This is a genomic window from Campylobacter sp. IFREMER_LSEM_CL2101 (genome assembly GCF_025771825.1).
Lineage (GTDB): Bacteria > Campylobacterota > Campylobacteria > Campylobacterales > Campylobacteraceae > Campylobacter_D > Campylobacter_D lari_C.
Window position 1 is genome coordinate 103,697 of sequence record NZ_JAKMQZ010000003.1, and the last position, 23,214, is coordinate 126,910.

The following is a 23,214-nucleotide window of genomic DNA, read 5'->3' on the forward strand; positions in this document are numbered from 1 at the left end:
GAGTTAAATTATATGATTAAAAACAATATTACAAATTCTGGTTTAAATAGATATTTAGGACAATTTTTTTCACCACAAATACTTGTAAATAAATGTATTTCACTTATACAAAATAAAGGTAGATTATTAGAACCAAGTTGTGGTAATTTAGCTTTTAAAGAATGTTTAAACGATAATTCAATATTTATAGAAATAGATCCAAATTTAGTCGAAAATTCAAAAGTTTTAAATATGGATTTTTTCGATTATTCAATTAACGAAAAATTTGATACTATAATTGGGAATCCACCCTATGTAGATAATAAATTTTTAAATATAAAACACAAAACAAATATAAAATGCGAAGCAAACCTATATCTTTATTTTATAGAAAAATGCTTTTATCACCTAAAAGAAGGCGGAGAATTAATATTCATTGTTCCAAGAGATTTTATAAAATTAACTTCTGCTAGAAGCATCAATAAACTTCTTTTAGAAAATGGAACTATCACACATTTTTTTGACTATGGAGATGCTTCATTATTTAAAGAAGCTTGTCCCAATGTATGTATTTTTAGATACGAAAAAGGTAATTTTATATATAAAACACAAACATTTGATGGAGAAAAGTATCTATTAATTAACAACGGAATTATATCTTTTAGCAGTATTTTAAACACAAAACCTTTAGGTGATTTTTTTGATATCAAGGTAGGAGCTGTAAGTGGTAAAGATGAATTATTTTTACATAAATTAGGAGATGAATTTGTTTGTTCTAAAACTGCAAAAACAGGGGAATTAAAAAAAATGATTTATCAAAAATATGATAAAGCTCTAGAAATTTATAAAGATGATTTAATGAAACGAGGTATAAAAAAATTTAATGAAAATAATTGGTGGACTTGGGGTAGAACCATAAATTTTAGAGAAAATGAACCTAGAATTTATGTAAATTGTAAAACTAGAAATAAAAATCCTTTCTTTATAAATAAATGTAACAAATGGGATGGTTCTGTTTTAGCTCTTTTTCCAAAATTTTCTCTAGATTTAAATGAGATTACAAAAAAACTTAACTCTATAAATTGGGAAGAAATGGGTTTTGTAACAGGTGGAAGATATATTTTTGGTCAAAAATCTTTGAAGGAGGCTTTAATTGATGATAGAATATTTAGAGAATATTGTTAATTTTTTACAAAACAATCCTATTGTATTAGATAACAAGAACGAAGATGGTAGAATTAATTCTGCAACAAATGAAGATGAGATTCTAAAAACATTAAATCAAAACTTTAAAAATATAAAAAAACCATATATAAGATCTTGGTATGATTTTAGTATCATAGACAAAGAGGAAATCTATATCAATATTAAAATTTCAGATTTAGATAATAATGCTGCAGATAACTGCTCATCAAAATTAGGAATGGGTTATGCATTAAGTGGCATAAAAAATATGCCTATTTCATGGGATGCATTTCATAAAATGCTAGCTAAAGAGCTTAAGATTGGTTATGATTATTATTTTTTGGTAATTAATAAAAATAATACTAAAGACTGTTTTTATACTTCTTTAAAAAGAATTCAATATTTAGTACCAAATGGAAATAATCTACCCTTTCAATGCGATTGGTCTAAAAATAGAAATTTTTCAAATAGAAGTGAGCTAGAATCAATAAAATATATTTTAGACATCTACTTACAAAGTTGGGATAAAAAAATAAAAGGCTATCCTTTTGAACTTAAAGAAATGCTTATAAATAACAAAATTTTACATAATGAATGATAAAAAGAAAAAGGTAAAATTATGAGAATTAATAAATTCATCTCACACAATAGCAAATATTCTCGCCGCGAGGCTGATGAGCTAATCAAGCAAGGCTTAGTAAAAATCAATAAAAAAACAGCCTTGCTAAGTGATAGTGTAAATGCTGAAGATAAAGTTTTTATCAATGGTAAAAAACTCCATAAAAAAACACAATTTTCAGTCATCATTTATCATAAACAAAAAGGCGAAATAGTTAGTAAAAAAGATGATAGAGGTAGAAAAACCATCTATCATACCCTGCCGAAACAATTTAGCACTTGGCTTAGCGTAGGAAGGCTTGACTTTGCAAGCGAGGGATTACTTTTATTAACTGATTCACCTGTGATAGCAGATGCGCTTATGCATAGTGATTTAGAAAGAGAATATTACTTAAAAGTAAAAGGTAATATAGATAAAAATGTTATCGAAGCTATGCAAAATGGCTTAGAAATTCAAAATGAAAAAAAAGGGGCTCACGCTAAAACTAAAATAACCTCAATGAGTTTTGCTCCATTTTTAGGCTTTGAAATTTTTGGCTCAAGCGGAGGCTATACGAAGCTAAAAGTAATCATTAATGAAGGTAAAAATAGAGAGCTAAGACGCTTTTTTGGGCATTTTGACTTAGAAGTGATGGATCTTAAAAGAGTAGCTTTTGGAGCATTAGATCTTGGTATGTTAAAAGCAGGAAAATATCGTTATTTAGAAAATGGCGAGTATGAAAAACTACGTGATTTTTTAAAAACAAATGATATTAGGTATTAAATTAATACTTTAAAAATACTTAAATTAATTAAAATTTAATTTTAATTTTGTATAATTAGCAATTTAATTTATATAAAAAAGGAAAATTATGGCAAACCATAAATCTGCTGAAAAAAGAGCAAGACAAACTATCAAAAGAACTGAAAGAAATAGATTTTATAGAACAAGATTAAAAAACATTACAAAAGCGGTTCGCGAAGCAGCAGCAAATAATGATAAAGAAGCTGCACAAAATGCATTAAAAGTAGCTAATAAAAGCATTCACGCTATGGTAAGTCGTGGATTTTTGAAAAAACAAACTGCTTCACGCCGTGTTAGCAGATTAGCACTATTGGTAAATAAATTAGCATAATTTAATGTTAGCTGATAAACTCAAACCTTTTTTAGCACGCTTTGATGAGCTAAATACTCTTCTTAGCGATGTTAATATCTCTAATGATATTTCTAAAATGACAGCTCTATCTAAAGAGCAAAAAAATTTAGAACCTATAGTAGAAAAAGCAAAAGAATATCTCAAAACCTTAGATGATATAGAAGAGAATAAACTTCTTTTATCTGATCCTGAATTAGGGGAGCTTGCAAAAGAAGAACTTAAAAATCTCGAAGTTTTAAAGCCACAGCTTGAAGAAGAATTAAAAATTCTTTTATTGCCTAAAGATCCAAACGATGATAAAAATATATTTTTAGAAATTCGTGCAGGAACGGGTGGTGATGAAGCTTCTTTATTTGTTGGGGACTTAGTAAAAGCTTACATACGCTATGCAGAAAATCGTGATTACAAATACGAAATCGTAAGTTCAAGTGAAGGTAGCGTAGGGGGATTTAAAGAAATTATCATTCTTATCAAAGGAAATGGAGCTTATTCAAGGCTAAAATACGAAGGTGGTACGCATAGGGTTCAAAGAGTACCTGAAACAGAATCTCAAGGTAGAGTTCATACTTCAGCTATTACAGTGGCTATTATGCCTGAAGTTGATGATGTTGAAATTCAAATCAATCCAAATGACTTAAAAATCGATGTAATGCGTAGTAGCGGTCATGGTGGACAAAGCGTAAATACTACAGATAGTGCTGTAAGAATTACTCATATTCCAACAGGTATAGTTGTAGTAAATCAAGACGGTAAAAGCCAACATAAAAACAAAGAAAGCGCCATGAAAGTCTTAAAAGCAAGACTTTTTGAAATGCAAGAACAAGAACGCTTAGCTAAAGAAAGCCAGGCAAGAAAATCACAAGTTGGAAGTGGCGATAGAAGCGAGCGCATACGCACTTATAATTTCCCTCAAAATAGAATTAGTGATCATAGAATAAATCTTACTTTATATAGACTTGATGCGATTTTAGAAGGCGGGCTTTTTGATGAAATCATCGAGCCATTAATCGCTTATTATCAAGCAGAAGCTTTAAAACAAGAAAATTTATAATTTCTTGTTTTAATTATTACTTGCTAGCAAAACTCTGTATTGTTCTTTATCTACATTCATCAAAAGAGAAGCGAGTTTAAAAGCTCTAAATTTTTCCATTACAAAAAGATCTTTGCTATCTTTTAAGACTATAGCAACTAAATTTTTCATTACTTTATCAAGCCAAATATTTTTATATTTATCATTTGCTGAATGGTATCTTCCAATGGCATTCCAACTAAAACCATGCTTTTGTATAATCTCATGAAGCAATCTTGCTGCTGTGTCGATATTTACACTAGATTTTACAATCTCTTTTTCAGCAATTTTATAGCGTTTTAAGTGAATACTATTAATTTGCATTAAACCATAATCTCTTGTTTGATTTTTATTTTTACCGATGATATTATGCTTATATGCAGCATTTTCTGTTAAAGCTATAGCTTTAAGTAAAGCCATAGGTATGTTGTATTTTCTAGCTGCAGCTTTAAAGTCTTTGTCATACTTATAAAAATTTTCAGGTATATAAGTATCACCTATAAAAATTTTTGTATCAAAGGCAAAAGTAAAATTAAAAAATACTACTAATAATAAAATCCTTTTTAACATTTTACTCCTTTATATTACTTATGCTATAGCAAATTTATAAATAAAAAATATGTGAATAAGTTAATAAATTATCTAAGAATTTCTTTGATGGTAAGTTGAGGGGTAATTAAACCTCTAAAATTATTTTTGGAAACACTAGCTATAAAATTGATATTTTCCCCAATTTCTGGTTCATAGTCAAAGTTAAAAAATAAAGCTTCTAAAGTCTTATTTCCTTGTGTTAGAATAAGTTTTATATGATTTTCATCTTTACCAAGTCTTCTTTTATTTTTCACAAAAAGCTTATCAAATTTAAAATAAGGTCTTGGGTTTTTATGTCCAAAAGGTTCAAAAAATTCTAATATCTCTAAAAGTTCAAAATCAACTTCATTTGGGTCAATACTACCCAAAACCTCATCAGCATTATAAAAATCATCTTTAGGGATATTTTGACAAATTTCATAAAGCTTACTTTTAAAAACACCAAATTTTTCAAGCTCAACTAAAACTCCAGCTGCACCTTTATGCCCACCATAGCTTAAAACAAAGTCTTTAACTTGCTCTATAATATTTAAAATATCTATCCTACCTACACTTCTAACGCTAGCTTTAGCCTTTTGCTCACATTCTGAAAAAACAAAGGCAGGTTTATTAAAATGCTTTGCTAAACGACTTGCAACTATACCCAAAACACCCTCATGCCAGTTTTGACCATTGACAATAATCACAGGATCATTTTCATCAACTTGTTCTAAACACTGCTTAAAAAGCTCACGTTCTTCATCTTTACGGCTATTATTATAAGCAATGATTTGCTCTAAATACCCCATAACTTCATCAATATTTTTAGAATGCAAAAATTTATAAGAAATAATCGCATCATCCATTCTACCTGCACTATTAATCAAAGGTGCGATTAAAAAGCTAATATTATCAAGTTCAAATTTATCCTTACCAAAATACTGCTTAATCGCTTTAAATGCTACTCGTTTTGAATCATTAATACACTCTATACCTTTTCTAACTAAGGCTCTGTTTAAATCTCTAAGCTCCATCATATCTGCAATAATTGCAATTGATAAAAGCTCTATAAATTTACACATATTATAATTAATCTTACATACTTCTTTTATAGCAGCAACCAAATACCAAGCTACTTGAGCCCCACAAATTTCAATATCAGGAAAATCACAATCTTGTTGTTTAGGATTAATAATCGCATAAGCTTTTGGTAAAGTAGCTGGAGGCATATGATGATCGGTAATGATTAAATCAATTCCTTTTTGCAAACAAAGCTCTGCTGCATCAAATGCTGCTATACCATTATCTACAGTGATGATTAAATCTACCCCATCAAGTTCATTGATAATTTCTTCATTTAGACCATATCCATCTTTAAAACGATTTGGAATTTTTACTACATAGTCATATCCAATATCATCAAAAAATTCAGATAAAATCACACAAGAAATCACCCCATCTACATCATAATCCCCAACAATAGCAAGCTTTTGATTTTTTTCAATCGCTTCTTTAATACGCAAAGCACCCTTATAGACATCTTTTAAACAAGATGGCATAGGTAAATCACAAAGCTTTACATGCGTATCGTTGATAAAACGCTGGTGTAAAATTTCTTTTATTTTGGCTTTATTTAGCATGATTTGTTAAAGATGCCTTGATAAAAGAAAAAATAGCCGGATTAACCCTAACTAAGCGTGAAGTAAATTCAGGGTGAAACTGCACTGCTAAGAAAAATGGATGTTCTTTAAGCTCCACAGCCTCAACTAAACCTTCATTTTCCCCACTTATAATAAGCCCATTTTTCTCAAACATTTCTTTGTATTTTGGATTTGCTTCATAGCGGTGGCGGTGGCGTTCTTTTACGCTTTTTTGATTATCATAAACCTTACTTAAAAGTGTATTTGGCTTGATATGACACTCATAAGCCCCAAGACGCATAGTTCCACCAAGTGGAGTTTTACTTGTTCTAATTTGCTTTTCTCCACTTGCGTCAATAAATTCATCAATCAAAAAGATGATAGGATTTTTACAATTTGGATTAAACTCATGAGAATTTGCATCTTCAAGTTTTAAAACATTGCGTGCAAATTCCACTAAAGAAAGCTGCATACCCAAACAAATTCCTAAAAATGGAATTTTATTTTCTCTTGCATATTGTATGGCTTTGATTTTTCCTTCTACCCCACGGTAACCAAAACCACCTGCTACTAAAATCCCACTTACATCTTTAAAACTTTCTTCGACATTTGCATTTTCTAATTTTTCACTATCGATCCATTTTAAATTTACTCTCGCATCAAGTGCTGCACCTGCATGGATAATGGCTTCTGTTAAACTTTTATAGCTTTCTTTTAAATCTACATATTTTCCTACAAAAGCAATGCTAAGTTCATTACTTGGAGCGATGACTCTTTTTACTAAAGAATCCCATTCATTCATATTTGGCTTTAAATTTTGAAGATCCAACAAACTTGCAATAGAGTTTAAAATATCTTGTTTTAAGAAATTTAGTGGAATTTGATAAATACTAGCTGCGTCCACACTTTCTATAACACAGTTTTTTTCAACCCCACATGAAATTGCTATTTTGTCTTTTAACTCTCTATCTAAAGATTTTTCACTTCTACAAATGATCATGTCAGGACTTATACCTATACGGCGTAATTCTCCCACGCTATGTTGAGTTGGTTTTGTTTTAAGTTCTCCTGCTGCTTTGATAAATGGCACTAAAGTCAAGTGAATATTAATAGCATTATATTTACCCACTTCAAGCTTTAAAGCTCTAATAGCTTCTAAAAACGGCAAACCTTCTATATCTCCTACTGTGCCACCTATTTCAACGATTAAAATATTTTTATCAACTCCGGCCTTTTTAATGCGATCTTTTATCTCATCAACTATATGAGGGATTACTTGTATAGTTTTTCCTAAGTAATCTCCTCTTCTTTCTTTTTCTATAACACTTTGATAAACTCTTCCTGTTGTGAAGTTATTATCCTGAGATAAGCTCTCATTTAAAAATCTCTCATAATGTCCTAAGTCTAAATCTGTCTCAGCTCCATCATCTGTAACAAACACTTCCCCATGCTCTAAAGGACTCATCGTACCAGGATCAACATTGATATAAGGATCTGCTTTTAAAATACTTACTTTTAAACCTGAATTTTTTAAAATCGTAGCTATAGAAGCTGCTGCTATACCTTTTCCTAATGAGCTTAAAACACCACCGGTTACAAAAATATACTTAGTTTGTTTTAATTTCATAAAATAACCTTAATTTCTTTTTTTTGAAATTATAACGAATAAAAAATTTTATTTTTATAAACATTTGTGTAAAATTCAATTATTTTTGAAGGAAATTTTCGATGAAAATCACATTATTAAATCATACTCCACTTTCTGTATGCTCTCATGCAACAAGAACATGTTGGCAAAGTTTTGACAAAGGCGATTGTGGTGGTGAGAAAGACAAAGAATTAATCGATCGTGTGGGAAATAAATTCAAACATGCTTCAACCTTAGAGCATTTAAACTATACTTTTTATATACAAGGTATTTCAAGAGCATGCTTACAAGAAGTTGCAAGACACCGCCACACTAGTCCTAGCGTAAAAAGCACAAGATATACTTTAAAAGAACTAAGAAATGAAAGTGAATTTAAAGAAAATGACTTTGAAAATGCTAAAAGATACTTGGTATTAACCGGAAATGAAGTGGTAGATAATGCAAGTATCAAAGCTTTAGAAAATCTGCGTTTGATTTTGCAAAATAGCATTAGTTTAGACATAGCAAAATACTGCTTACCAGAAAGCTATAAAACAGAATTAACTTTAACGATTAATGCAAGAAGTTTGCAAAATTTTATCACTCTAAGAAGCTCAAAATCAGCCCTTTGGGAGATAAGACAACTCGCAAATGCTTTATTTGAAAACTTGCCTGAGGAACATCAATTTATTTTTAAACATTGTGTTTATCAAGAAGAAAATTCCCAAAGTTAATTGGGAATTTTTACTTATATTTTTTTAAGAAATTCAGTTTTTAAAACAATCACACCAAATTTATCTACCTTAGCTTCAATTTCGGTGTCTTTGTTTGTAAGTTTAATGTTTTTTATAGTCGTACCACGCTTTAAAGTAGTGCTTGCACCTTTTACTTTCAAATCTTTCACAACACTTACACTATCACCTGCATTAAGCTCAGTTCCATTTGCATCTTTTGGCATATATTCTCCTTAGAATTTATAAGTATATCCTAGATATAAACCATAATTTGTTTGTTTAGGATCGTAAAAATTTGAACCTACCATATTTTGATAAAAATTTCTTGTATTATAATGAGTTTGCTCGGCTTTAAAACCAAACTCAATTTCATTTGCTTGATTTAACTCATATAAAGCACCTATTTTTGCCCCATAAGTATAACCATCAAAGTCTTGAGATAATGATAAAAAGCTTGTTTTTAAAGTAATATCCGTTCTTGCATAACCACCATATACACCTAAAACCGCTCTTGTTTTTTCAAAGATTTTTGGAGTAAAATCATAACCAAGCAAAAACTTATGTGTAGTAAATTCTCCATCAATTTTTAATCTTGTGGTATTGATTACATCACTAAATTCACTTGAATAATTATAAGCACCATAAATTCTATGGTTTTCATTAAAACGATAACCAACTCTTAAACCAAAAACAGGAACATCACCTTCTAAATCACCGTTATATTTAATATTTTTTGTTTTACTATGATCAAGATCAGATTTTACCTTAGTATGAAACCATCCCGCATCAATACCTAAAAGCAAACCTGAATTTTCATCAGCTAAAGCTAAATTTGAAACCAAAGCAACACTTGCTACTAAACTAAATAATTTTAATTTCATATTTTCCTCCTTTAAAATAAGACTTAATATATCCTTTTATTTTTAATAAAAATTTAATTTTGTGGCACTACTAAGTCAGATCTACATTCAATCACAGTATGCACATTACCACGAGGATTAAAATCGCCTACTACTTTTATCCATTTTGGATCAAGTTTTTCTTTTAAAGTATTATAAATTTCATTAATGCTTGCTTCATGTGAAACATTTCTATACATAAAGGTATTGATATAAAGTTTAATTGCTTTAAGTTCTACTACTAATTTATTTGGAATGTATTCTAAGTAAATTGTAGCAAAATCAGGATACCCACTACGCGGACAACAACACATAAATTCAGGCAAAGTGATTTTAATCACATAATCATTTTTAGCATCATTTGGCCAAACTTCCATATTTTCTACACTAAATTCTTTGATTTCTTTTTCACCATATCGCATTTATAATCCTTAGTTTGTTTTTAAAACTTTATAATACCACAATATTTTATATTTTATTTTGACAAAATTTAAAAAGCTTATCTTGAAGTAAAAGTAATTTTTCACTTTCATTGCTAAGAATTTTTATGCACAAACCCTCATAAAAAAGTTGATTTATATCGTCAAATGAAGCTTTTAATTCTTCATAAAACTCATCATATCCAAAAAGATAAATACTCAAATAATGCGTATGATTTGCAAAAAAATTTAAATCATTTTCTTTCATATAAGAAGGATTGATTTTAATTTTATCATTTAAAATTAAAATATCATTTCTATAAATTTGAGTTAAACTCTCATAATTTTTAAAAGCAAATTTTTCATCCATAGCCACTCTACCAAAAATGACAAAATCAACATAAACTAATCTTGAAAAAGAAGCTAGATTAATCTTTGTATTTTGTATAAAATTTGCATTCTCTTGAAGCAAAAGTGGTTTTGGCATATAAAAAAAGCTTGCATTTTCTTCAAGAGTAAAATCAATATTTTTACTCGCAAAAGAATCTTTAGTATCATATACCTTTTCATAACTTTGTGTAAGTATAGCTGTGTTTGTATTTTCCTTACATATGATTTCAAAACTTAAATGATCCTCTTTAAAAATTCCAGCACTAGAATTTAGAACATATATACTAGTTAATTTTTTATCATAAAAATTCCTCATAAGCTTAAAAGGAGGAGTAAAAAAAGAATTTTTTATGATAGTTTTTTCATTGATAGTATCTAATGTAAGTTTAAAAACACTCTTTTGAGCAAACAAATCAATCCTTTAAAAGTGTGTATTTTTTAATCCAAGTAATGATTTCTTCTAAGCCATCTTTAGTTTGAAGATTACTCATAATAAAAGGTCTATCTCCACGCATTTTTAAAGTATCTTCTTGCATGATTTTTAAAGAAGCATTCACATAAGGAGCTAAGTCTATTTTGTTGATAATCATTAAATCAGACCTACAAATAGCAGGACCACCTTTGCGTGGAATTTTTTCTCCTTGAGCAACATCTATAACAAAGATAAAAAAATCCACAAGTTCAGGTGAAAAAGTCATTGATAAATTATCTCCACCGCTTTCTATAAAAATAAGATCTAAATCACTAAAACGCTCTTGTAAAAGTTCAACGGCTTCAAGATTACAAGAAGCATCTTCTCTAATGGCTGTATGAGGACAACCTCCAGTTTGCACTCCTATGATTCTTTCTTTTTCAAGAACGCCTTGTTTGATTAAAAAATTTGCATCTTCATTTGTATAAATATCATTTGTAATCACAGCCAAAGAAAGCTCATCTTTTAAAGCTTGACATAAATTTAATACTAAAGCTGTTTTACCACTACCCACAGGACCACCTATGCCTATTTTAACCATTAGAACCCTTTTAAGAAATATAAATTTTAAATGCTAAATTTTGGTGTTTTATACCCAAATAATCATTTAAGATATTGTGATTTTCACACCAATCTTTTAAAGTTAAATTTTGTAATTTAGAAAGAACCTTTTGAAAATCTTGCTGTAATTGAAAAAGTAAAATCTGCCCTTCATTTTGTGATAAAGGCACGATTTTTACAAGAATATTAACAAAATTACTCATTAAAGCAAACAAAAAACTTTCATACATAAAATCAAGTTCATTATCTTTGCAAAATAAAGCATACACAAAAGGATAAATAGGAGTTTGATTTTCTTTAATGTATTGATTTAATAAAGGATTTGATAATCCATAAAGACTTACATTTTTTACAAAGCGTTTAGCTAAAAAAACATAAGCTTGACTTTGTTCTTTTGCAACTATACTTGATAAAAATTTTCTTTGAAAGACTAGTAATTTTTTTACATCATTTGCATTTTCATAAGCTATTTTCAAAGCTAAAAGCTCAAAATACAAAATATTAGAATAAAGCTGAGTTTTTAAAACTTTTTTAGCATCTTCTATATTTTTTATATAAGCAAAATTCACATAAGATTCTAAACCAAAAGAATGTGAAAAAGCTCCTATAGGAAAAGAAGAATCACTAATTTGTAAAAGTAAAAAATTTAATTTATTCATCTTTACTCTTTGATAAGTTTAAAATTTGGATCAACTTGGATAAAACTTGGCATATCAAGCATATATTTTGGTTCTAAAATTTCCTCACATTTTTCGTATTTTATATTAAATTTTTCTAAAAACCTTATGATAGAGTTTTGCTCTAAAGTAATGAGTTTATGATCTTTATAAAATAAATTTAAGTGCATATTACCCACTTGATAACTTATTAAAGCAAGGTTGTATTCATTTTCTATGTGAATTTTTAAAACCTTTTCAGGTTTAATTTTTACTAAAATCAAAAAATCCTCATCATATAAACAATCATTATGATTTAAACCTTTATTATCAGGCATTTTTATAGCGACATCTAGTCCTTTTAAAGTCGTTGTTCTTAATATCTTTTTAAAAGTATCAAACCAACTAAGCTCTAAAAAATCGCATTCTTTGTTTAAATCATAATGCGTTATTTTATTTTGAAGTAAAATCATTAAATCATAAAATATTTTCTAGCTAAAGCTAAAGAATCAACACTCTTAGAGCTAATAAGCTCACCATTTATTTTTACTTCATAAGTTTGTGGATTTACTTCTATATCTTGAACTTTATCATTAAATTTCAAGTCTTTTTTAGTGATATTTCTACAATTTTTTACTGCAACACATTTTCTTTTTAAGCTTAATTTTTCAGGAATATTAGCTTCTAAAGAAACTTTAGAAACAAAATGTAAGGCATTTTCATTTAAATTTGCACCAAACATTTTTTCATAGATAATAGGCTCAGGTGTTGGGATAGAAGCATTAGCATCGCCTATTTTTGCACCTACTATCAAGCCACCTTTTAAAATAAGCTTTGGTTTTACTCCAAAAAATTTAGGTTGCCAAAGCACTAAATCAGCAAATTTTCCTACTTCAATAGAACCAACATAACTATCAATCCCATGTGCAATAGCAGGATTTATAGTGTATTTTGCTATGTAGCGTTTAATACGGAAATTATCATCTAAATCATTATCTTCTTTCAAAGCACCAAATTCTTTTTTACATTTATCAGCACTTTGCCATGTTCTTAAAATCACCTCACCTACGCGTCCCATAGCTTGAGAATCACTACTCATAATGCTAAAAACACCCATATCATGAAGTTTATCTTCTGCTGCTATAGTTTCAGGACGAATTCTACTATCTGCAAATTCAACATCTTCTTTGATTTTATTATCTAAATGATGGCAAACCATAAGCATATCTAAATGCTCATCAATGGTATTTTTAGTAAAAGGCATAGTAGGATTAGTACTTGCAGGTAAAACATTTTCAAAACCTGCCATTTTAATAATATCAGGAGCATGGCCACCACCTGCACCTTCAGTGTGAAAAGTATGGATAACTCTACCATTAATAGCTTTAATCGTATCTTCTACAAAACCTGCTTCATTTAAAGTATCTGTATGAATGGCTACTTGTATATCCATTTCATCAGCTATATTTAAACTAGCATCAATCACACTAGAAGTAGCACCCCAGTCTTCATGAATTTTTAAGCCACATGCACCAGCTATAATTTGCTCTTTTAAAGCATTTTTATTACTTGAATTTCCTTTACCTAAAAAGCCAAAATTCATAGGGTAATTTTGCGTAGCTTTTAACATAGAATGTATATGATAAACCCCACTTGTACAAGTTGTAGCATTTGTTCCCTCACTTGGTCCTATGCCACCTCCTATCATAGTAGTAACACCACTATATAAAGCACATTCAATTTGAGTTGGAGAAATAAAATGTATATGAGTATCAATACCACCTGCAGTTACTATTAAACCTTCTGCACCGATAATATCTGTACTTGTACCTATAACTAAACTAGGATCAACTCCATCTTGTATATCAGGATTGCCTGCTTTTCCTATACCTACTATATAACCATTTTTTATCCCAATATCTGCTTTATAAATACCAGTATAATCAACAATCAAAGCATTAGTTAAAACTAAATCCGGAAAGTCTCCCTCACTCACACTTTGAGCCATACCATCTCTGATATTTTTACCACCACCAAATTTAACTTCTTCACCATATAAAGTATAATCTTTTTCTACTCTTAAAATTAAATCTGTATCTGCTAATCTTACTCTATCATTAGTTGTTGGACCATACATATTCACATAGTCTTTTTTGCTAATCTTAATCAAAGAAATCCTTTCTCTTTTGCTTTTGATAAAGCTTTAGTTTTATTTTCATCATTGATAAAATCATCACAAAGATTATTAAAACCTAAAACCTTTTTTAAACCACCAAATTCTATTAAACTTACTGTTTTTTCTTCACCTGGTTCAAATCTCACACTTGTTCCTGAAGCGATATTTAACCTTTTACCATAAGCTTTTTCTCTATCAAAAGACAAAAAGCGATTAACTTCAAAGAAATGAAAATGCGAGCCAACTTGTATAGGACGATCACCTTTATTGCTTACTTTGATTTCTATAGAAGTTTTATTTTCATTAAGCACAATAAATTCTGATGATAAAAATATCTCTCCAGCTTTTATTTTATCATCATTTGCTATAGGTTCGTGTATAGTAACTAATTTTGTACCATCTTCAAAAGGAAGTTCTATTTGAATTTCATCAAGCATACTTGCAACACCATCTATCACATCTTCACTTGTAAGTAAAGTTTTTCCTATGCTCATCAATTCACTTACACTTAAATTTTTTCTTGCAAGTTCCATTAATTCATAACATATATAAGCTAAAGCTTCATTGTAATTTAATTTTATTTTTTGCTCTTTTCTATCTTTAGCGATTTTCCCTGCATAATGAAGCATTAATCGTTGCAATTGCTGCTGAGTAAAATGCATTTTAATCCTTATAATTTTTTAGATATTATATAACTATTTACTTGCTTTTAGGCAAAAAATTCTATTGCATTTTTTAATTCAGTTTCATAGTCTTTTTGAATTTCTATAAAAGGAAGATTTAAATTTTCACATTGAGTTTTAAGTTTTTGATGATCTAAAATAAGAGTGTTTATTTCTTCTTTTTCACTAAATAAACGCTTTTCTATAGCATTTTCATTTTGATAGATTAATTCATAATTTTGTAAAATATATTCTTTTGAAAAAATGATATAAAGTATTTTAACATCAGAATGATTTTGAAATTTTTGTAGCTTTTTTGGAGTAAGATAAATTCCTTCAATGATTAAATTTTGTTTATTTTCTATACAAGTTTGAATTATACCATCTACAATAGGAAATAAAAACTCAGCTATTTTTTCATCCTCATCTACTTTAAAAGGAAAATTTTTCATTCCTTTAATCAAACCCATTTTTATATGATCTAAACTCAAATAAGGATAAGAAAATTTTTCAAGAAGTTTTTGAGCAAGCAAGGTCTTACCTGTGTGACTTTCTCCCCCAAGTAAAAAAATCATCCTTGAAAATTAAAAATTAGCTTTCTTAAATTTTCTTTTTCATTTTCTTGTAAAAAAGAAGCATTAATGGCATTAATACAAAGTTTTTTAACCTCATCTTTACTAAGTTTAAAAGCTTCATCTAAGGCTATAAAATTTTCTAAAATATATCCTCCAAAATACGCTGGATCATCTGAATTTACACAAACACAGAAATTTTGTTTTAAAAGTTTTAAAATATTATGTTCTTGCATATTTTGAAAAACTTTTAATTTTACATTCGATAAAGGGCACATTGTTAGTGGAATTTGACTTTTTACTAATTGTTTTACAAGTTCTAAATCTTCTTCACACCTTACGCCATGATCTATTCTACTTACACCAAGCTCTAAAGCTTGTTTGATATACTCACTACTTCCTTCTTCACCCGCATGCATAACTAACAAAAAGCCTTCTTCTTTAGCTTTTTGAAATAAATTTTTAAATTTAAAAGGAGGATTATTGATTTCAGAACTATCAAGTCCTATGGCTTTAATCTTATCTTTATATAAACAAAGCTCATCTAAAGTTTTTAAACCCTCATCCTCACTTAAATGCCTTAAAATACAAGCAATTAAAAAACTTGAAATTCCAAATTCTTCTTTTGCTTTTTGCAAAGCTTGCCAAATTCCTTCTATAACATCTTTTAAAGCTATATTTCTAGCAGTATGAGTTTGAGGATCAAAGAAAATTTCAGTATGAACTACATTTTGCTCTTTACATTTTTTCATATAAGCAAAGGTTAAATCATAAAAATCTTGCCTAGTTTGTAAGACATTTGCACCTTGATAATATATATCTAAAAAATCTTGTAAATTTGAAAAATCATAAGCTTTTTGTATCTCATCTTCACTTTTATATTTTAAAACAATATTATTTCTTTTAGCTAATTCAAACATCATTTTAGGCTCTAATGAGCCTTCAATGTGTAAGTGCAATTCTACTTTTGGAATATTTTGTAAAAAAGTTTTCATTTTAAAAATCAAACATCTAAATGTTTAACATCTTTAGCATGAGCTTGTATATACTCACGGCGTGGTTCTACATCATCACCCATAAAAAGGTTAAAAGTATCATTTGCTCTTTGAGCATCTTCTATGGTGATTTTTAATAAACGACGATTACTTGGATCCATAGTTGTTTCCCAAAGTTGTTCAGGATTCATCTCACCAAGACCTTTATAGCGTTGTATATAAGCACCTTTTTTAGCATTTTTTTCAACTTCATCTAAAATTTCTAAAATATCTTTATCAAATTTTAAATCTCTATCTTTGATTTTTTGATAAATATAATTTGCCTCTTCATATAAAGGATTAGCAAATAAATCATCATTGATGATAAGCTCTTCTAAACCATTTTCAGTTTGCACATAAACACGAATTTCATTTTCATTGATATATGAATTTAATATATTATGATTTTGTTTTTCTAAAAATTCTTTTATGACTTTAAATAATTCTTCATTAGAAGCTTTTATCAAATCAGGATTTTCTATCAAATATCTAATCACTGAAATCACATTAAATCTTTTTTCTAATTCTTTTAAAACACTTCTATAAGCTGCAACGATTTTTAGAAAATCTTTTAAATCATTTAATCCTATGCCCTCATAAGTAGAACTTTCTATACCTGTTTCGATCAAATAATCATTTAAAGCTTTTTCATCTTTTAGATAAATTTCTTTTTTCTGTCCTTTTTTATAACGATATAAAGGTGGTTGAGCTAAATAAATATGTCCATTTGTTACAAGATCATTCATAAAACGGAAGAAAAATGTCAAAAGCAAAGTTTGTATGTGAGAACCATCTACATCAGCATCTGTCATGATAATGATTTTATGATATCTTAGTTTTTCTATATCAAACTCATCACCGATCCCACAACCAAAGGCTGTGATCATATTTTGAATTTGTTCACTTTTTAAAATTTTATCTAGTCTTGCTTTTTCAACATTGAGTATTTTACCTCTTAAAGGTAAAATCGCTTGGAAAGTTCTTTCTCTACCTTGTTTTGCAGAACCTCCTGCACTATCACCCTCAACTAAATAAATTTCACTTTCACTTGGATCTTTACTTTGACAATCAGCTAATTTTCCTGGTAAAGTTCCTACACTTGAACTTTCTTTTTTACGGGTTAATTCTCTAGCTTTTTTAGCTGCCTCTCTACCACGAGCTGCCATTAAAGCTTTATTCATGATAGCTTTTGCTTCGATAGGATTTTCTTCAAAATATTTTGTCAAATACTCAAAAGAAGCCTTAGAAACTATAGGTCTAACATAACTTGAACCTAATTTTCCTTTAGTTTGTCCTTCAAATTGTGGCTCAGGCACTTTTACACTTACAACTGCTATCAAACCTTCTCTTACATCATCACCTGTGATTTTAGAGTCTTTTTCTCTAGCACTAGCATTTGCTTCAATGTAATTACTAATAACACGAGTTAAGCCCATTCTAAAACCTGCTTCGTGCGTTCCACCATCTGGAGTTTTAATATTATTTACAAAAGAAAGTAAATTTTCACTATAACTATCATTATAAAGCAATGCTACTTCAACATTTACATCTTCTTCATCTACATTGAAAAATATTGCCTTAGTTAAAGCTTGTTTTTTATTTAAATCTGTAACAAACTGGCTTATACCACCTTCAAAATGAAAACTTTCTGCTTTTCCTACGCGGTTATCTTTAAAATTTATAGTAATTTTTGGATTTAAATATGCAAGTTCACGAAATCTTTTAGCTAAAATTTCATAATCAAAATCAGTCACTTCAAAAATTTGATCATCTGGCCAAAATTCTATGATTGTTCCTGTTTTTTTACTTTTACCTATGGTTTCAAAATTGCTTGTGACTTTACCTTCTGAAAATTCTTGGCGATAAATTTCTCCATCTCTATGTACTGTAGCAACTAATTTTTTTGATAAAGCATTTACAACGCTCACACCAACCCCGTGTAAACCACCTGAAACTTTATAAGTATCTTTATCAAATTTTCCACCTGCATGAAGTACGGTTAAAACTACAGTTAAAGTAGGGATATTTTCAGTAGGGTGAATTCCTACAGGAATTCCTCTACCATTATCACTTACTATACAAGAACCTTCTGTGGTAATTTCTACATTAATCGTGTCACAAAAACCTGCCATAGCTTCATCGATAGAATTATCTACTACTTCATAAATCATATGATGAAGACCGCCTATATTGGTATCACCTATGTACATACCAGGGCGTTTTCTAACAGCTTCTAAGCCTTTTAAAACTTTAATATTTCCTGCGCCGTAATTTTGATTTTCTTGCATTTATTTTCCTTATAAAATAACTGGCATAATTACAGTTTGTAATTCTTCACTTGAAACTAAAAACGCCATATGAGGTTCATTTATGCTAAGTTTGAATGTTTCACTTTCAATAGAATTTAAAAAGTCAGTAATAAATTTATTTTTAATGCAAAGATTAAATTCCTCATCTATATTAAGTTCCATTTCAAGTTCAGTTTTTGCTTCCATATTATCTAAACTAATACCTTCAAATACAAGTTTATCTTTATGGAAATTTAATTTCATTTTTTCAGTGATTACATTGATTTTTTTCAATGCATCCATAAATTCCTCAGTTTTAAAAATGAATTCTTTTGTGATATTTTTTGGAATTACTCTTTCATAATCAGGGAATTTATCATTAATAAGTTTTGTAAAAAACTCAAAATTATCATTTTTTGCAATCAATATATTTTCATCATAATAAATTTCAATTTTTTCAAAAAAGATTTTTTGCATTTCTAAAATAGCTTTTTTAGGAATACAAAGGTTAAATTCTTTTTCATTTGTTTTATTTAGCGTGAAAACTGCTAAGCGTTTAGTATCTGTCCCTACGAAACTAATATGAGTAGTTTTTATATCAAGTAAAGCACCATTTAAAGAATACTTTGGATTATTTGTATCAACTGCAGGTAGAATTTTTTTCAAAGATCTACTTAAATCACTTGAATCAATATCAAATTTATCTTTTCCTTCAGTACTTGGGAAATTTGGGAAATCTTCATAATTAAACATAGGAAGTTTATATTTAGTTCCTTTTTGTCTAATAAAAAGGAAATTTTCTATGGTTTCTAAGACTACATCTTCGTTATTTAAACTTTTTATAATATCTAAAATACTTTTAGCATTAGCAGTTGCAAAACCTGCACTTTCAACTTTGATTTTTTTGATTTTATAATTAATACCTATTTCATAATCACTTGCTCTTATGATTAGTTTATCTTCAACTACTTCAAAAAGTAAGTGAGAAGCGATATTGCTTGAGTCTTTTTTATCTACATAAGAATTAGTTAAAACTATGGCAGATTCTAAAGTGTTTTTATTAATGCTAATTTTCATTTTTACTTCCTTTGTTTTTTTAAATTTATTTTATCATAATAATAAGCAATGTGAAAATGTGAAATGCTTTTTAAAAGTCTTTTTTTATAGAAATTTTACTCATAGAATAAAATTTTTTGTTTTTCACTTTTATTCACAGGGTGCTTTTTATTTTTGTCAAAATTTTATTTCTTAATTCTTCTACTATGGCTTTTAAGTTTTCATTTTCACTCATTAGCTCTTGAATTTTTTTAATATTATGTGAAATGGCCGTATGATCTTTCATATTAAAAAATCTAGCAAGTTGAGGCATAGACATAGTTGTAAGTTCTCTTGCTAAATATATCACAACCCTTCTTGCCATAACGATATTTTGTGTTTTTTTATTTGATTTTATATCATTAGGTTTAAGATTATAGCTTTTTGAAACATCGGCAAGTATATCTTCAACACTGATATTTTCTTTTGTTTCTTTAATGTGATCTTTCATAAAGCTTTTAACAATTTCTAAAGTGATTTCTTGGTTAAAAAGCCTTGCTTGGGCATTTAGATTTGTAATCATGCCTTCTATTTCTCGGATATTATCTCCCATTGAAGTAGCGATGTAGCTTATGACTTCAGGTTTGAGATAAATAGCATTAAATTCGCATTTTTTCTTGATAATTGCGATTTTTGTATCAAGTTGAGGTGGAGTGATATCTGCAATGATCCCATTTGCAAAACGGCTTTTTAAGCGTTCTGTTATACCTTTTAACATATTTGGAGGATTATCACTTGTCATGATGATTTGTCCAAATTTTTCTTTGATTTCATTAAAAGTAAAGAAGAATTCTTCTTGAATTTTGTCTGTTTTACCTAAAAACTGCACATCATCGATGAGTAAAACATCGCAATTTTTGTATTTTTCATGGAATTTACTCATGGTTTTGTTATTTAAATGCATGGTAAAATCATTGATAAAATTATCACTTGTAGCATAAATAACCTTATATCCATTATCCAAACACACATTTCCGACAGCTTGAAGCAAGTGAGTTTTTCCAAGTCCTGTAGGGCCATAGATAAAGATAGGGTTATATAATTTTCCAAGTTTGCTTTTATCGGTAATGGCTTTGCAGGTTGCATAGGCAAATTGATTAGAATCTCCTACAACAAAACTTTCAAAAGTAAAAGAAGGATTTAAAATAGTACTTTGAAATTTAATCTGTGAAATATCTGTAGAAAAATGTTTTTTCTCTACCTTTTGATCATTTGTGATGATTTTAACTTGAGGATTAATCCCTGTTTTTACTTCATAAAAATAAGCTAATTTTTGTGCGTATTTTGTTTGTATAAATTTAGCCAAAAAATGATTTGGTGCGATAAATACTAAGATATTATTTTTACTTAATTTTTCACTAAATTGTAAGTGAGAAATGTAAGTATTATATTCGTTATTGCTAATTTCAGTTTTAAATTCAAGTAAAAAATCTTTTATATTCATTATTTTTCTTATAAATTATGATGTAAAACTTAAAATTCTAGCTTATTTTTTATAAAAAATGGTTAAAATTATTCACATAAAAATTTAAATTTCACATCTATGTGAATAAAAAGGTGAAAAGTTTGAAAGTTTTAGGGATAGATCCTGGTTCTAGGTATTGTGGATATGCTATTGTAGAAAGAATTAATAATAAAAATCAACTCATAGAAGCAGGGCTTATCAAAATCAAACCTAATGATTTGCAGTATCAAATCACAGAATTATGTGAAGGACTTGATTTAATCTTTAAAAATCATCAATTTGATGAGGTAGCTATAGAAGATATATTTTTTGCTTATAATCCAAAAACGGTTTTAAAACTAGCTCAATTTCGTGGAGCTTTGAGTTTAAAAATTTTACAAACTCATGGAGAATTTGCAGAATATACACCTTTGCAAGTGAAAAAAACCGTAACAGGTAAAGCAAAAGCTACTAAAGAGCAAGTAGCTTTCATGGTAAAAAGATTGCTTGGAATTTCAAAAGATATTAAGCCACTTGATATTACAGATGCTATTGCGGTGGCTTTGACACATTTAGCAAATTTGAGAGTAAAAAAGTAATTTTATTTTCCATTTCCTATAAAATAAATTTCAACATCATGTAAAAGTTTTTCACATATAGCTGAATCAGTACTTTTTTCTACTACTAGGTTAATGTGATTTTTAGTATCTCTAAAGCTTCCTGCAGATTTTGAATTTTTTAATTCTAATTTTTGATTATCTTTTAAATATTTGATAGTGATTACAAACTTATGTGCAGCACTTGCTTCGCCTAGGTTAGTTTCTATTAAAACATTCATATTAGATGCTTTTGCTAGGGTTGCTTGGGTTTTATTAATCACTTCTTTCATTCTTCTATTGAGTTCTAAAATTCTTGAAATGAATTTATTATCTATACTTTCAAATGCGATTTTTAATTTATTCATGATTTCTTGATTGGTTGGTTTATCAGGAGCTACATACACCATATATAGGCCGTTTTTAATATCTACTTTAGTACTTTTTGTATCACGCCCACTACCAAAAATTTTAATATAAATGGCATTATCAAGATATACTCTATCTATCATAGGCCCATAAATTTCATATTCTCTTTTTCTTACGATTACTTCTCTTGCGGCTACTTGAATTTTTACTGAACAATCATGAATTATAGGTTCCATTTCTTTTTTTATCTCAAGTAGTTCTCTAAGCATTTTCCATCCTTGTGTATTTTTAAATAAATTATAACAAAAAAAAATTGAATTTTTTTGTTAATTTTAGTTTGTGATATTTTTATATATTTTTGATTTTAAATTAAAAGTTTAAGGAAAAAAATGAAAATAAAAACTATAGTTTCAAGTTTAGTTTTAGCAAGTGCTTTATTTGCTGCAAATTCTCACCATGCTCATCATGGAGCTTCTGGAAGTATTTCATCACAAATCATGATGAGTATGCATGAACCTATGATGAAAAATCCTTTAGTACAAAGTAATGATATAGAAAGAGATTTTTTAGCTAATATGATTCCACATCATCAAGGTGCTATTGACTCATCTAAGATTTTGTTAGAACATACAAAAAGTGAAGAGATGAAAAAAATCGCTCAAAATATCATCAAAGCTCAAGAAAAAGAAATTCAAGAATTTCAAGAAATTCTAGATAAAAATCTTTATACAAAAACTCAAATTGATGAAGAAACTTATAAAAAATTCGTTCAAGAAGAAAAAGAGTTAATGCAAAAAATGATGATTTTAATGAGTTCGGTTAAAGAAAGCAAAAACATCAATAAAGACTTTCTAGAAGCGATGATAGCACATCATCAAGGCGCGGTAGATGCTTCAAAACAAATTTTATTTTACTCTAAAGACAAAACTATCACTGATATAGCGAAAAAAATTATTTTAGATCAAGAAAAAGAAATTCAAGAATTTACGAATTTGTTAAAATATATGTAAAAATAGGTAGTTT

26 protein-coding genes are annotated in these 23,214 nt (G+C 28.4%); 8 read left to right on the forward strand and 18 right to left on the reverse strand.

Translation table 11 applies throughout. The features are described 5' to 3' along the window. Window positions 1-12: 12 nt before the first annotated feature. The 5 genes from L8V88_RS03075 to prfA all read left to right on the forward strand — a co-directional run bounded on the left by L8V88_RS03075 (window position 13) and on the right by prfA (window position 3,969). Window positions 13-1,164: an Eco57I restriction-modification methylase domain-containing protein gene (locus L8V88_RS03075; protein WP_087699091.1), complete on the forward strand. Its 1,152-nt coding sequence runs from the start codon at window positions 13-15 to the stop codon at window positions 1,162-1,164. After that, on the forward strand, window positions 1,136-1,762 hold the full coding sequence (locus L8V88_RS03080; protein ID WP_087689680.1) for a restriction endonuclease: 627 nt from the start codon (window positions 1,136-1,138) through the stop codon (window positions 1,760-1,762). The genes L8V88_RS03075 and L8V88_RS03080 overlap by 29 nt, the downstream gene beginning before the upstream one ends. 21 nt (window positions 1,763-1,783) lie before the next feature. Then, window positions 1,784-2,545 carry a pseudouridine synthase gene (locus tag L8V88_RS03085; RefSeq protein WP_214099280.1) on the forward strand — a complete coding sequence of 254 codons (762 nt, stop codon included), beginning with the start codon at window positions 1,784-1,786 and terminating at the stop codon, window positions 2,543-2,545. A gap of 88 nt (window positions 2,546-2,633) precedes the next feature. Next, complete coding sequence (gene rpsT / locus L8V88_RS03090; RefSeq protein WP_039617063.1) at window positions 2,634-2,897, forward strand: 30S ribosomal protein S20; 264 nt, start codon at window positions 2,634-2,636, stop codon at window positions 2,895-2,897. A gap of 4 nt (window positions 2,898-2,901) precedes the next feature. Then, window positions 2,902-3,969 (forward strand): peptide chain release factor 1, encoded by a 1,068-nt coding sequence (gene prfA, locus L8V88_RS03095; protein ID WP_263692370.1) that lies wholly within the window; start codon window positions 2,902-2,904, stop codon window positions 3,967-3,969. A gap of 9 nt (window positions 3,970-3,978) precedes the next feature. On the opposite strand, the gene L8V88_RS03100 is transcribed toward prfA, so the two are convergent. From L8V88_RS03100 to L8V88_RS03110, 3 genes are all read right to left on the reverse strand, one after another. Further along, the gene (locus L8V88_RS03100) at window positions 3,979-4,557 is read right to left on the reverse strand and encodes a lytic transglycosylase domain-containing protein (RefSeq protein WP_052768346.1); all 579 of its coding nucleotides are present in this window, start codon (window positions 4,555-4,557) and stop codon (window positions 3,979-3,981) included. A gap of 68 nt (window positions 4,558-4,625) precedes the next feature. After that, complete coding sequence (gene recJ / locus L8V88_RS03105; RefSeq protein ID WP_263724145.1) at window positions 4,626-6,197, reverse strand: single-stranded-DNA-specific exonuclease RecJ; 1,572 nt, start codon at window positions 6,195-6,197, stop codon at window positions 4,626-4,628. Continuing rightward, complete coding sequence (locus tag L8V88_RS03110) at window positions 6,187-7,824, reverse strand: CTP synthase (protein ID WP_263726741.1); 1,638 nt, start codon at window positions 7,822-7,824, stop codon at window positions 6,187-6,189. The genes recJ and L8V88_RS03110 overlap by 11 nt, the downstream gene beginning before the upstream one ends. A 101-nt stretch (window positions 7,825-7,925) precedes the next feature. Between L8V88_RS03110 and thyX the strand changes: the two genes are divergently transcribed. Next, window positions 7,926-8,558, forward strand: coding sequence for an FAD-dependent thymidylate synthase (gene thyX, locus L8V88_RS03115; RefSeq protein WP_263726743.1), 633 nt, complete (start codon window positions 7,926-7,928; stop codon window positions 8,556-8,558). Window positions 8,559-8,572: 14 nt separating this feature from the next. Here thyX and L8V88_RS03120 read toward each other — a convergent pair whose 3' ends face one another. The 14 genes from L8V88_RS03120 to dnaA form a co-directional block, all read right to left on the reverse strand. Continuing rightward, a complete protein-coding gene (locus L8V88_RS03120) occupies window positions 8,573-8,782 on the reverse strand; it encodes an alkylphosphonate utilization protein (RefSeq protein WP_039617052.1) in 210 nt (69 codons plus the stop codon). A gap of 9 nt (window positions 8,783-8,791) precedes the next feature. Further along, on the reverse strand, window positions 8,792-9,439 hold the full coding sequence (locus L8V88_RS03125; RefSeq protein WP_263726744.1) for a porin family protein: 648 nt from the start codon (window positions 9,437-9,439) through the stop codon (window positions 8,792-8,794). Between the two features lie 53 nt (window positions 9,440-9,492). Next, window positions 9,493-9,879 (reverse strand): preQ(1) synthase, encoded by a 387-nt coding sequence (queF, locus tag L8V88_RS03130; protein WP_039617048.1) that lies wholly within the window; start codon window positions 9,877-9,879, stop codon window positions 9,493-9,495. A gap of 46 nt (window positions 9,880-9,925) precedes the next feature. Then, the gene (locus L8V88_RS03135) at window positions 9,926-10,678 is read right to left on the reverse strand and encodes an urease accessory protein UreD (protein ID WP_263726746.1); all 753 of its coding nucleotides are present in this window, start codon (window positions 10,676-10,678) and stop codon (window positions 9,926-9,928) included. Between the two features lies 1 nt (window position 10,679). Next, window positions 10,680-11,279 (reverse strand): urease accessory protein UreG, encoded by a 600-nt coding sequence (gene ureG / locus L8V88_RS03140; protein WP_263726748.1) that lies wholly within the window; start codon window positions 11,277-11,279, stop codon window positions 10,680-10,682. Window positions 11,280-11,289: 10 nt separating this feature from the next. Beyond that, a complete protein-coding gene (locus L8V88_RS03145) occupies window positions 11,290-11,958 on the reverse strand; it encodes an urease accessory protein UreF (protein WP_263672934.1) in 669 nt (222 codons plus the stop codon). A 2-nt stretch (window positions 11,959-11,960) separates the two neighbouring features. Then, window positions 11,961-12,428: an urease accessory protein UreE gene (locus L8V88_RS03150; RefSeq protein WP_039624994.1), complete on the reverse strand. Its 468-nt coding sequence runs from the start codon at window positions 12,426-12,428 to the stop codon at window positions 11,961-11,963. Beyond that, window positions 12,428-14,125, reverse strand: a complete 1,698-nt coding sequence (ureC, locus tag L8V88_RS03155) for an urease subunit alpha (RefSeq protein ID WP_263726750.1) — start codon at window positions 14,123-14,125, stop codon at window positions 12,428-12,430. Before ureC ends, L8V88_RS03150 begins: the two co-directional genes overlap by 1 nt. Then, a complete protein-coding gene (ureB, locus tag L8V88_RS03160; protein ID WP_039617037.1) occupies window positions 14,122-14,793 on the reverse strand; it encodes an urease subunit beta in 672 nt (223 codons plus the stop codon). Before ureB ends, ureC begins: the two co-directional genes overlap by 4 nt. Before the next feature lie 47 nt (window positions 14,794-14,840). Then, window positions 14,841-15,368, reverse strand: a complete 528-nt coding sequence (locus L8V88_RS03165) for a hypothetical protein (RefSeq protein ID WP_263726751.1) — start codon at window positions 15,366-15,368, stop codon at window positions 14,841-14,843. Then, a complete protein-coding gene (locus L8V88_RS03170) occupies window positions 15,365-16,360 on the reverse strand; it encodes an adenosine deaminase (protein WP_263726753.1) in 996 nt (331 codons plus the stop codon). The genes L8V88_RS03165 and L8V88_RS03170 overlap by 4 nt, the downstream gene beginning before the upstream one ends. An 8-nt stretch (window positions 16,361-16,368) precedes the next feature. Further along, window positions 16,369-18,687, reverse strand: a complete 2,319-nt coding sequence (gyrB, locus tag L8V88_RS03175; protein WP_115644741.1) for a DNA topoisomerase (ATP-hydrolyzing) subunit B — start codon at window positions 18,685-18,687, stop codon at window positions 16,369-16,371. Between the two features lie 9 nt (window positions 18,688-18,696). After that, the gene (gene dnaN, locus L8V88_RS03180) at window positions 18,697-19,764 is read right to left on the reverse strand and encodes a DNA polymerase III subunit beta (protein WP_039617031.1); all 1,068 of its coding nucleotides are present in this window, start codon (window positions 19,762-19,764) and stop codon (window positions 18,697-18,699) included. 133 nt (window positions 19,765-19,897) lie between these two features. Then, window positions 19,898-21,226, reverse strand: coding sequence for a chromosomal replication initiator protein DnaA (gene dnaA / locus L8V88_RS03185; protein WP_039617029.1), 1,329 nt, complete (start codon window positions 21,224-21,226; stop codon window positions 19,898-19,900). Between the two features lie 122 nt (window positions 21,227-21,348). On the opposite strand from dnaA, the gene ruvC reads away from it, so the two are divergent. Then, entirely contained in the window at window positions 21,349-21,825 is a 477-nt protein-coding gene (ruvC, locus tag L8V88_RS03190) for a crossover junction endodeoxyribonuclease RuvC (RefSeq protein ID WP_039619511.1), read from the forward strand. 2 nt (window positions 21,826-21,827) lie between these two features. On the opposite strand, the gene L8V88_RS03195 is transcribed toward ruvC, so the two are convergent. Further along, window positions 21,828-22,460 carry a hypothetical protein gene (locus L8V88_RS03195; protein ID WP_257938969.1) on the reverse strand — a complete coding sequence of 211 codons (633 nt, stop codon included), beginning with the start codon at window positions 22,458-22,460 and terminating at the stop codon, window positions 21,828-21,830. Between the two features lie 120 nt (window positions 22,461-22,580). On the opposite strand from L8V88_RS03195, the gene L8V88_RS03200 reads away from it, so the two are divergent. Then, window positions 22,581-23,201, forward strand: a complete 621-nt coding sequence (locus L8V88_RS03200) for a DUF305 domain-containing protein (RefSeq protein ID WP_214115518.1) — start codon at window positions 22,581-22,583, stop codon at window positions 23,199-23,201. Window positions 23,202-23,214: the final 13 nt, after the last annotated feature.

What these genes read in the sequence shown, in the direction of transcription:
- L8V88_RS03195 (WP_257938969.1), bottom strand. Translation starts at nt 22,460, where the DNA reads ATGCTTAGAGAACTACTTGAGATAAAAAAAGAAATGGAACCTATAATT.
- dnaA (WP_039617029.1), bottom strand. Translation starts at nt 21,226, where the DNA reads ATGAATATAAAAGATTTTTTACTTGAATTTAAAACTGAAATTAGCAAT.
- L8V88_RS03100 (WP_052768346.1), bottom strand. Translation starts at nt 4,557, where the DNA reads ATGTTAAAAAGGATTTTATTATTAGTAGTATTTTTTAATTTTACTTTT.
- dnaN (WP_039617031.1), bottom strand. Translation starts at nt 19,764, where the DNA reads ATGAAAATTAGCATTAATAAAAACACTTTAGAATCTGCCATAGTTTTA.
- rpsT (WP_039617063.1), top strand. Translation starts at nt 2,634, where the DNA reads ATGGCAAACCATAAATCTGCTGAAAAAAGAGCAAGACAAACTATCAAA.
- L8V88_RS03165 (WP_263726751.1), bottom strand. Translation starts at nt 15,368, where the DNA reads ATGATTTTTTTACTTGGGGGAGAAAGTCACACAGGTAAGACCTTGCTT.
- L8V88_RS03125 (WP_263726744.1), bottom strand. Translation starts at nt 9,439, where the DNA reads ATGAAATTAAAATTATTTAGTTTAGTAGCAAGTGTTGCTTTGGTTTCA.
- L8V88_RS03120 (WP_039617052.1), bottom strand. Translation starts at nt 8,782, where the DNA reads ATGCCAAAAGATGCAAATGGAACTGAGCTTAATGCAGGTGATAGTGTA.
- L8V88_RS03200 (WP_214115518.1), top strand. Translation starts at nt 22,581, where the DNA reads ATGAAAATAAAAACTATAGTTTCAAGTTTAGTTTTAGCAAGTGCTTTA.
- queF (WP_039617048.1), bottom strand. Translation starts at nt 9,879, where the DNA reads ATGCGATATGGTGAAAAAGAAATCAAAGAATTTAGTGTAGAAAATATG.
- L8V88_RS03170 (WP_263726753.1), bottom strand. Translation starts at nt 16,360, where the DNA reads ATGAAAACTTTTTTACAAAATATTCCAAAAGTAGAATTGCACTTACAC.
- L8V88_RS03075 (WP_087699091.1), top strand. Translation starts at nt 13, where the DNA reads ATGATTAAAAACAATATTACAAATTCTGGTTTAAATAGATATTTAGGA.
- gyrB (WP_115644741.1), bottom strand. Translation starts at nt 18,687, where the DNA reads ATGCAAGAAAATCAAAATTACGGCGCAGGAAATATTAAAGTTTTAAAA.
- L8V88_RS03085 (WP_214099280.1), top strand. Translation starts at nt 1,784, where the DNA reads ATGAGAATTAATAAATTCATCTCACACAATAGCAAATATTCTCGCCGC.
- L8V88_RS03080 (WP_087689680.1), top strand. Translation starts at nt 1,136, where the DNA reads ATGATAGAATATTTAGAGAATATTGTTAATTTTTTACAAAACAATCCT.
- prfA (WP_263692370.1), top strand. Translation starts at nt 2,902, where the DNA reads ATGTTAGCTGATAAACTCAAACCTTTTTTAGCACGCTTTGATGAGCTA.
- L8V88_RS03110 (WP_263726741.1), bottom strand. Translation starts at nt 7,824, where the DNA reads ATGAAATTAAAACAAACTAAGTATATTTTTGTAACCGGTGGTGTTTTA.
- ureB (WP_039617037.1), bottom strand. Translation starts at nt 14,793, where the DNA reads ATGCATTTTACTCAGCAGCAATTGCAACGATTAATGCTTCATTATGCA.
- thyX (WP_263726743.1), top strand. Translation starts at nt 7,926, where the DNA reads ATGAAAATCACATTATTAAATCATACTCCACTTTCTGTATGCTCTCAT.
- L8V88_RS03150 (WP_039624994.1), bottom strand. Translation starts at nt 12,428, where the DNA reads ATGATTTTACTTCAAAATAAAATAACGCATTATGATTTAAACAAAGAA.
- ureG (WP_263726748.1), bottom strand. Translation starts at nt 11,279, where the DNA reads ATGGTTAAAATAGGCATAGGTGGTCCTGTGGGTAGTGGTAAAACAGCT.
- recJ (WP_263724145.1), bottom strand. Translation starts at nt 6,197, where the DNA reads ATGCTAAATAAAGCCAAAATAAAAGAAATTTTACACCAGCGTTTTATC.
- L8V88_RS03145 (WP_263672934.1), bottom strand. Translation starts at nt 11,958, where the DNA reads ATGAATAAATTAAATTTTTTACTTTTACAAATTAGTGATTCTTCTTTT.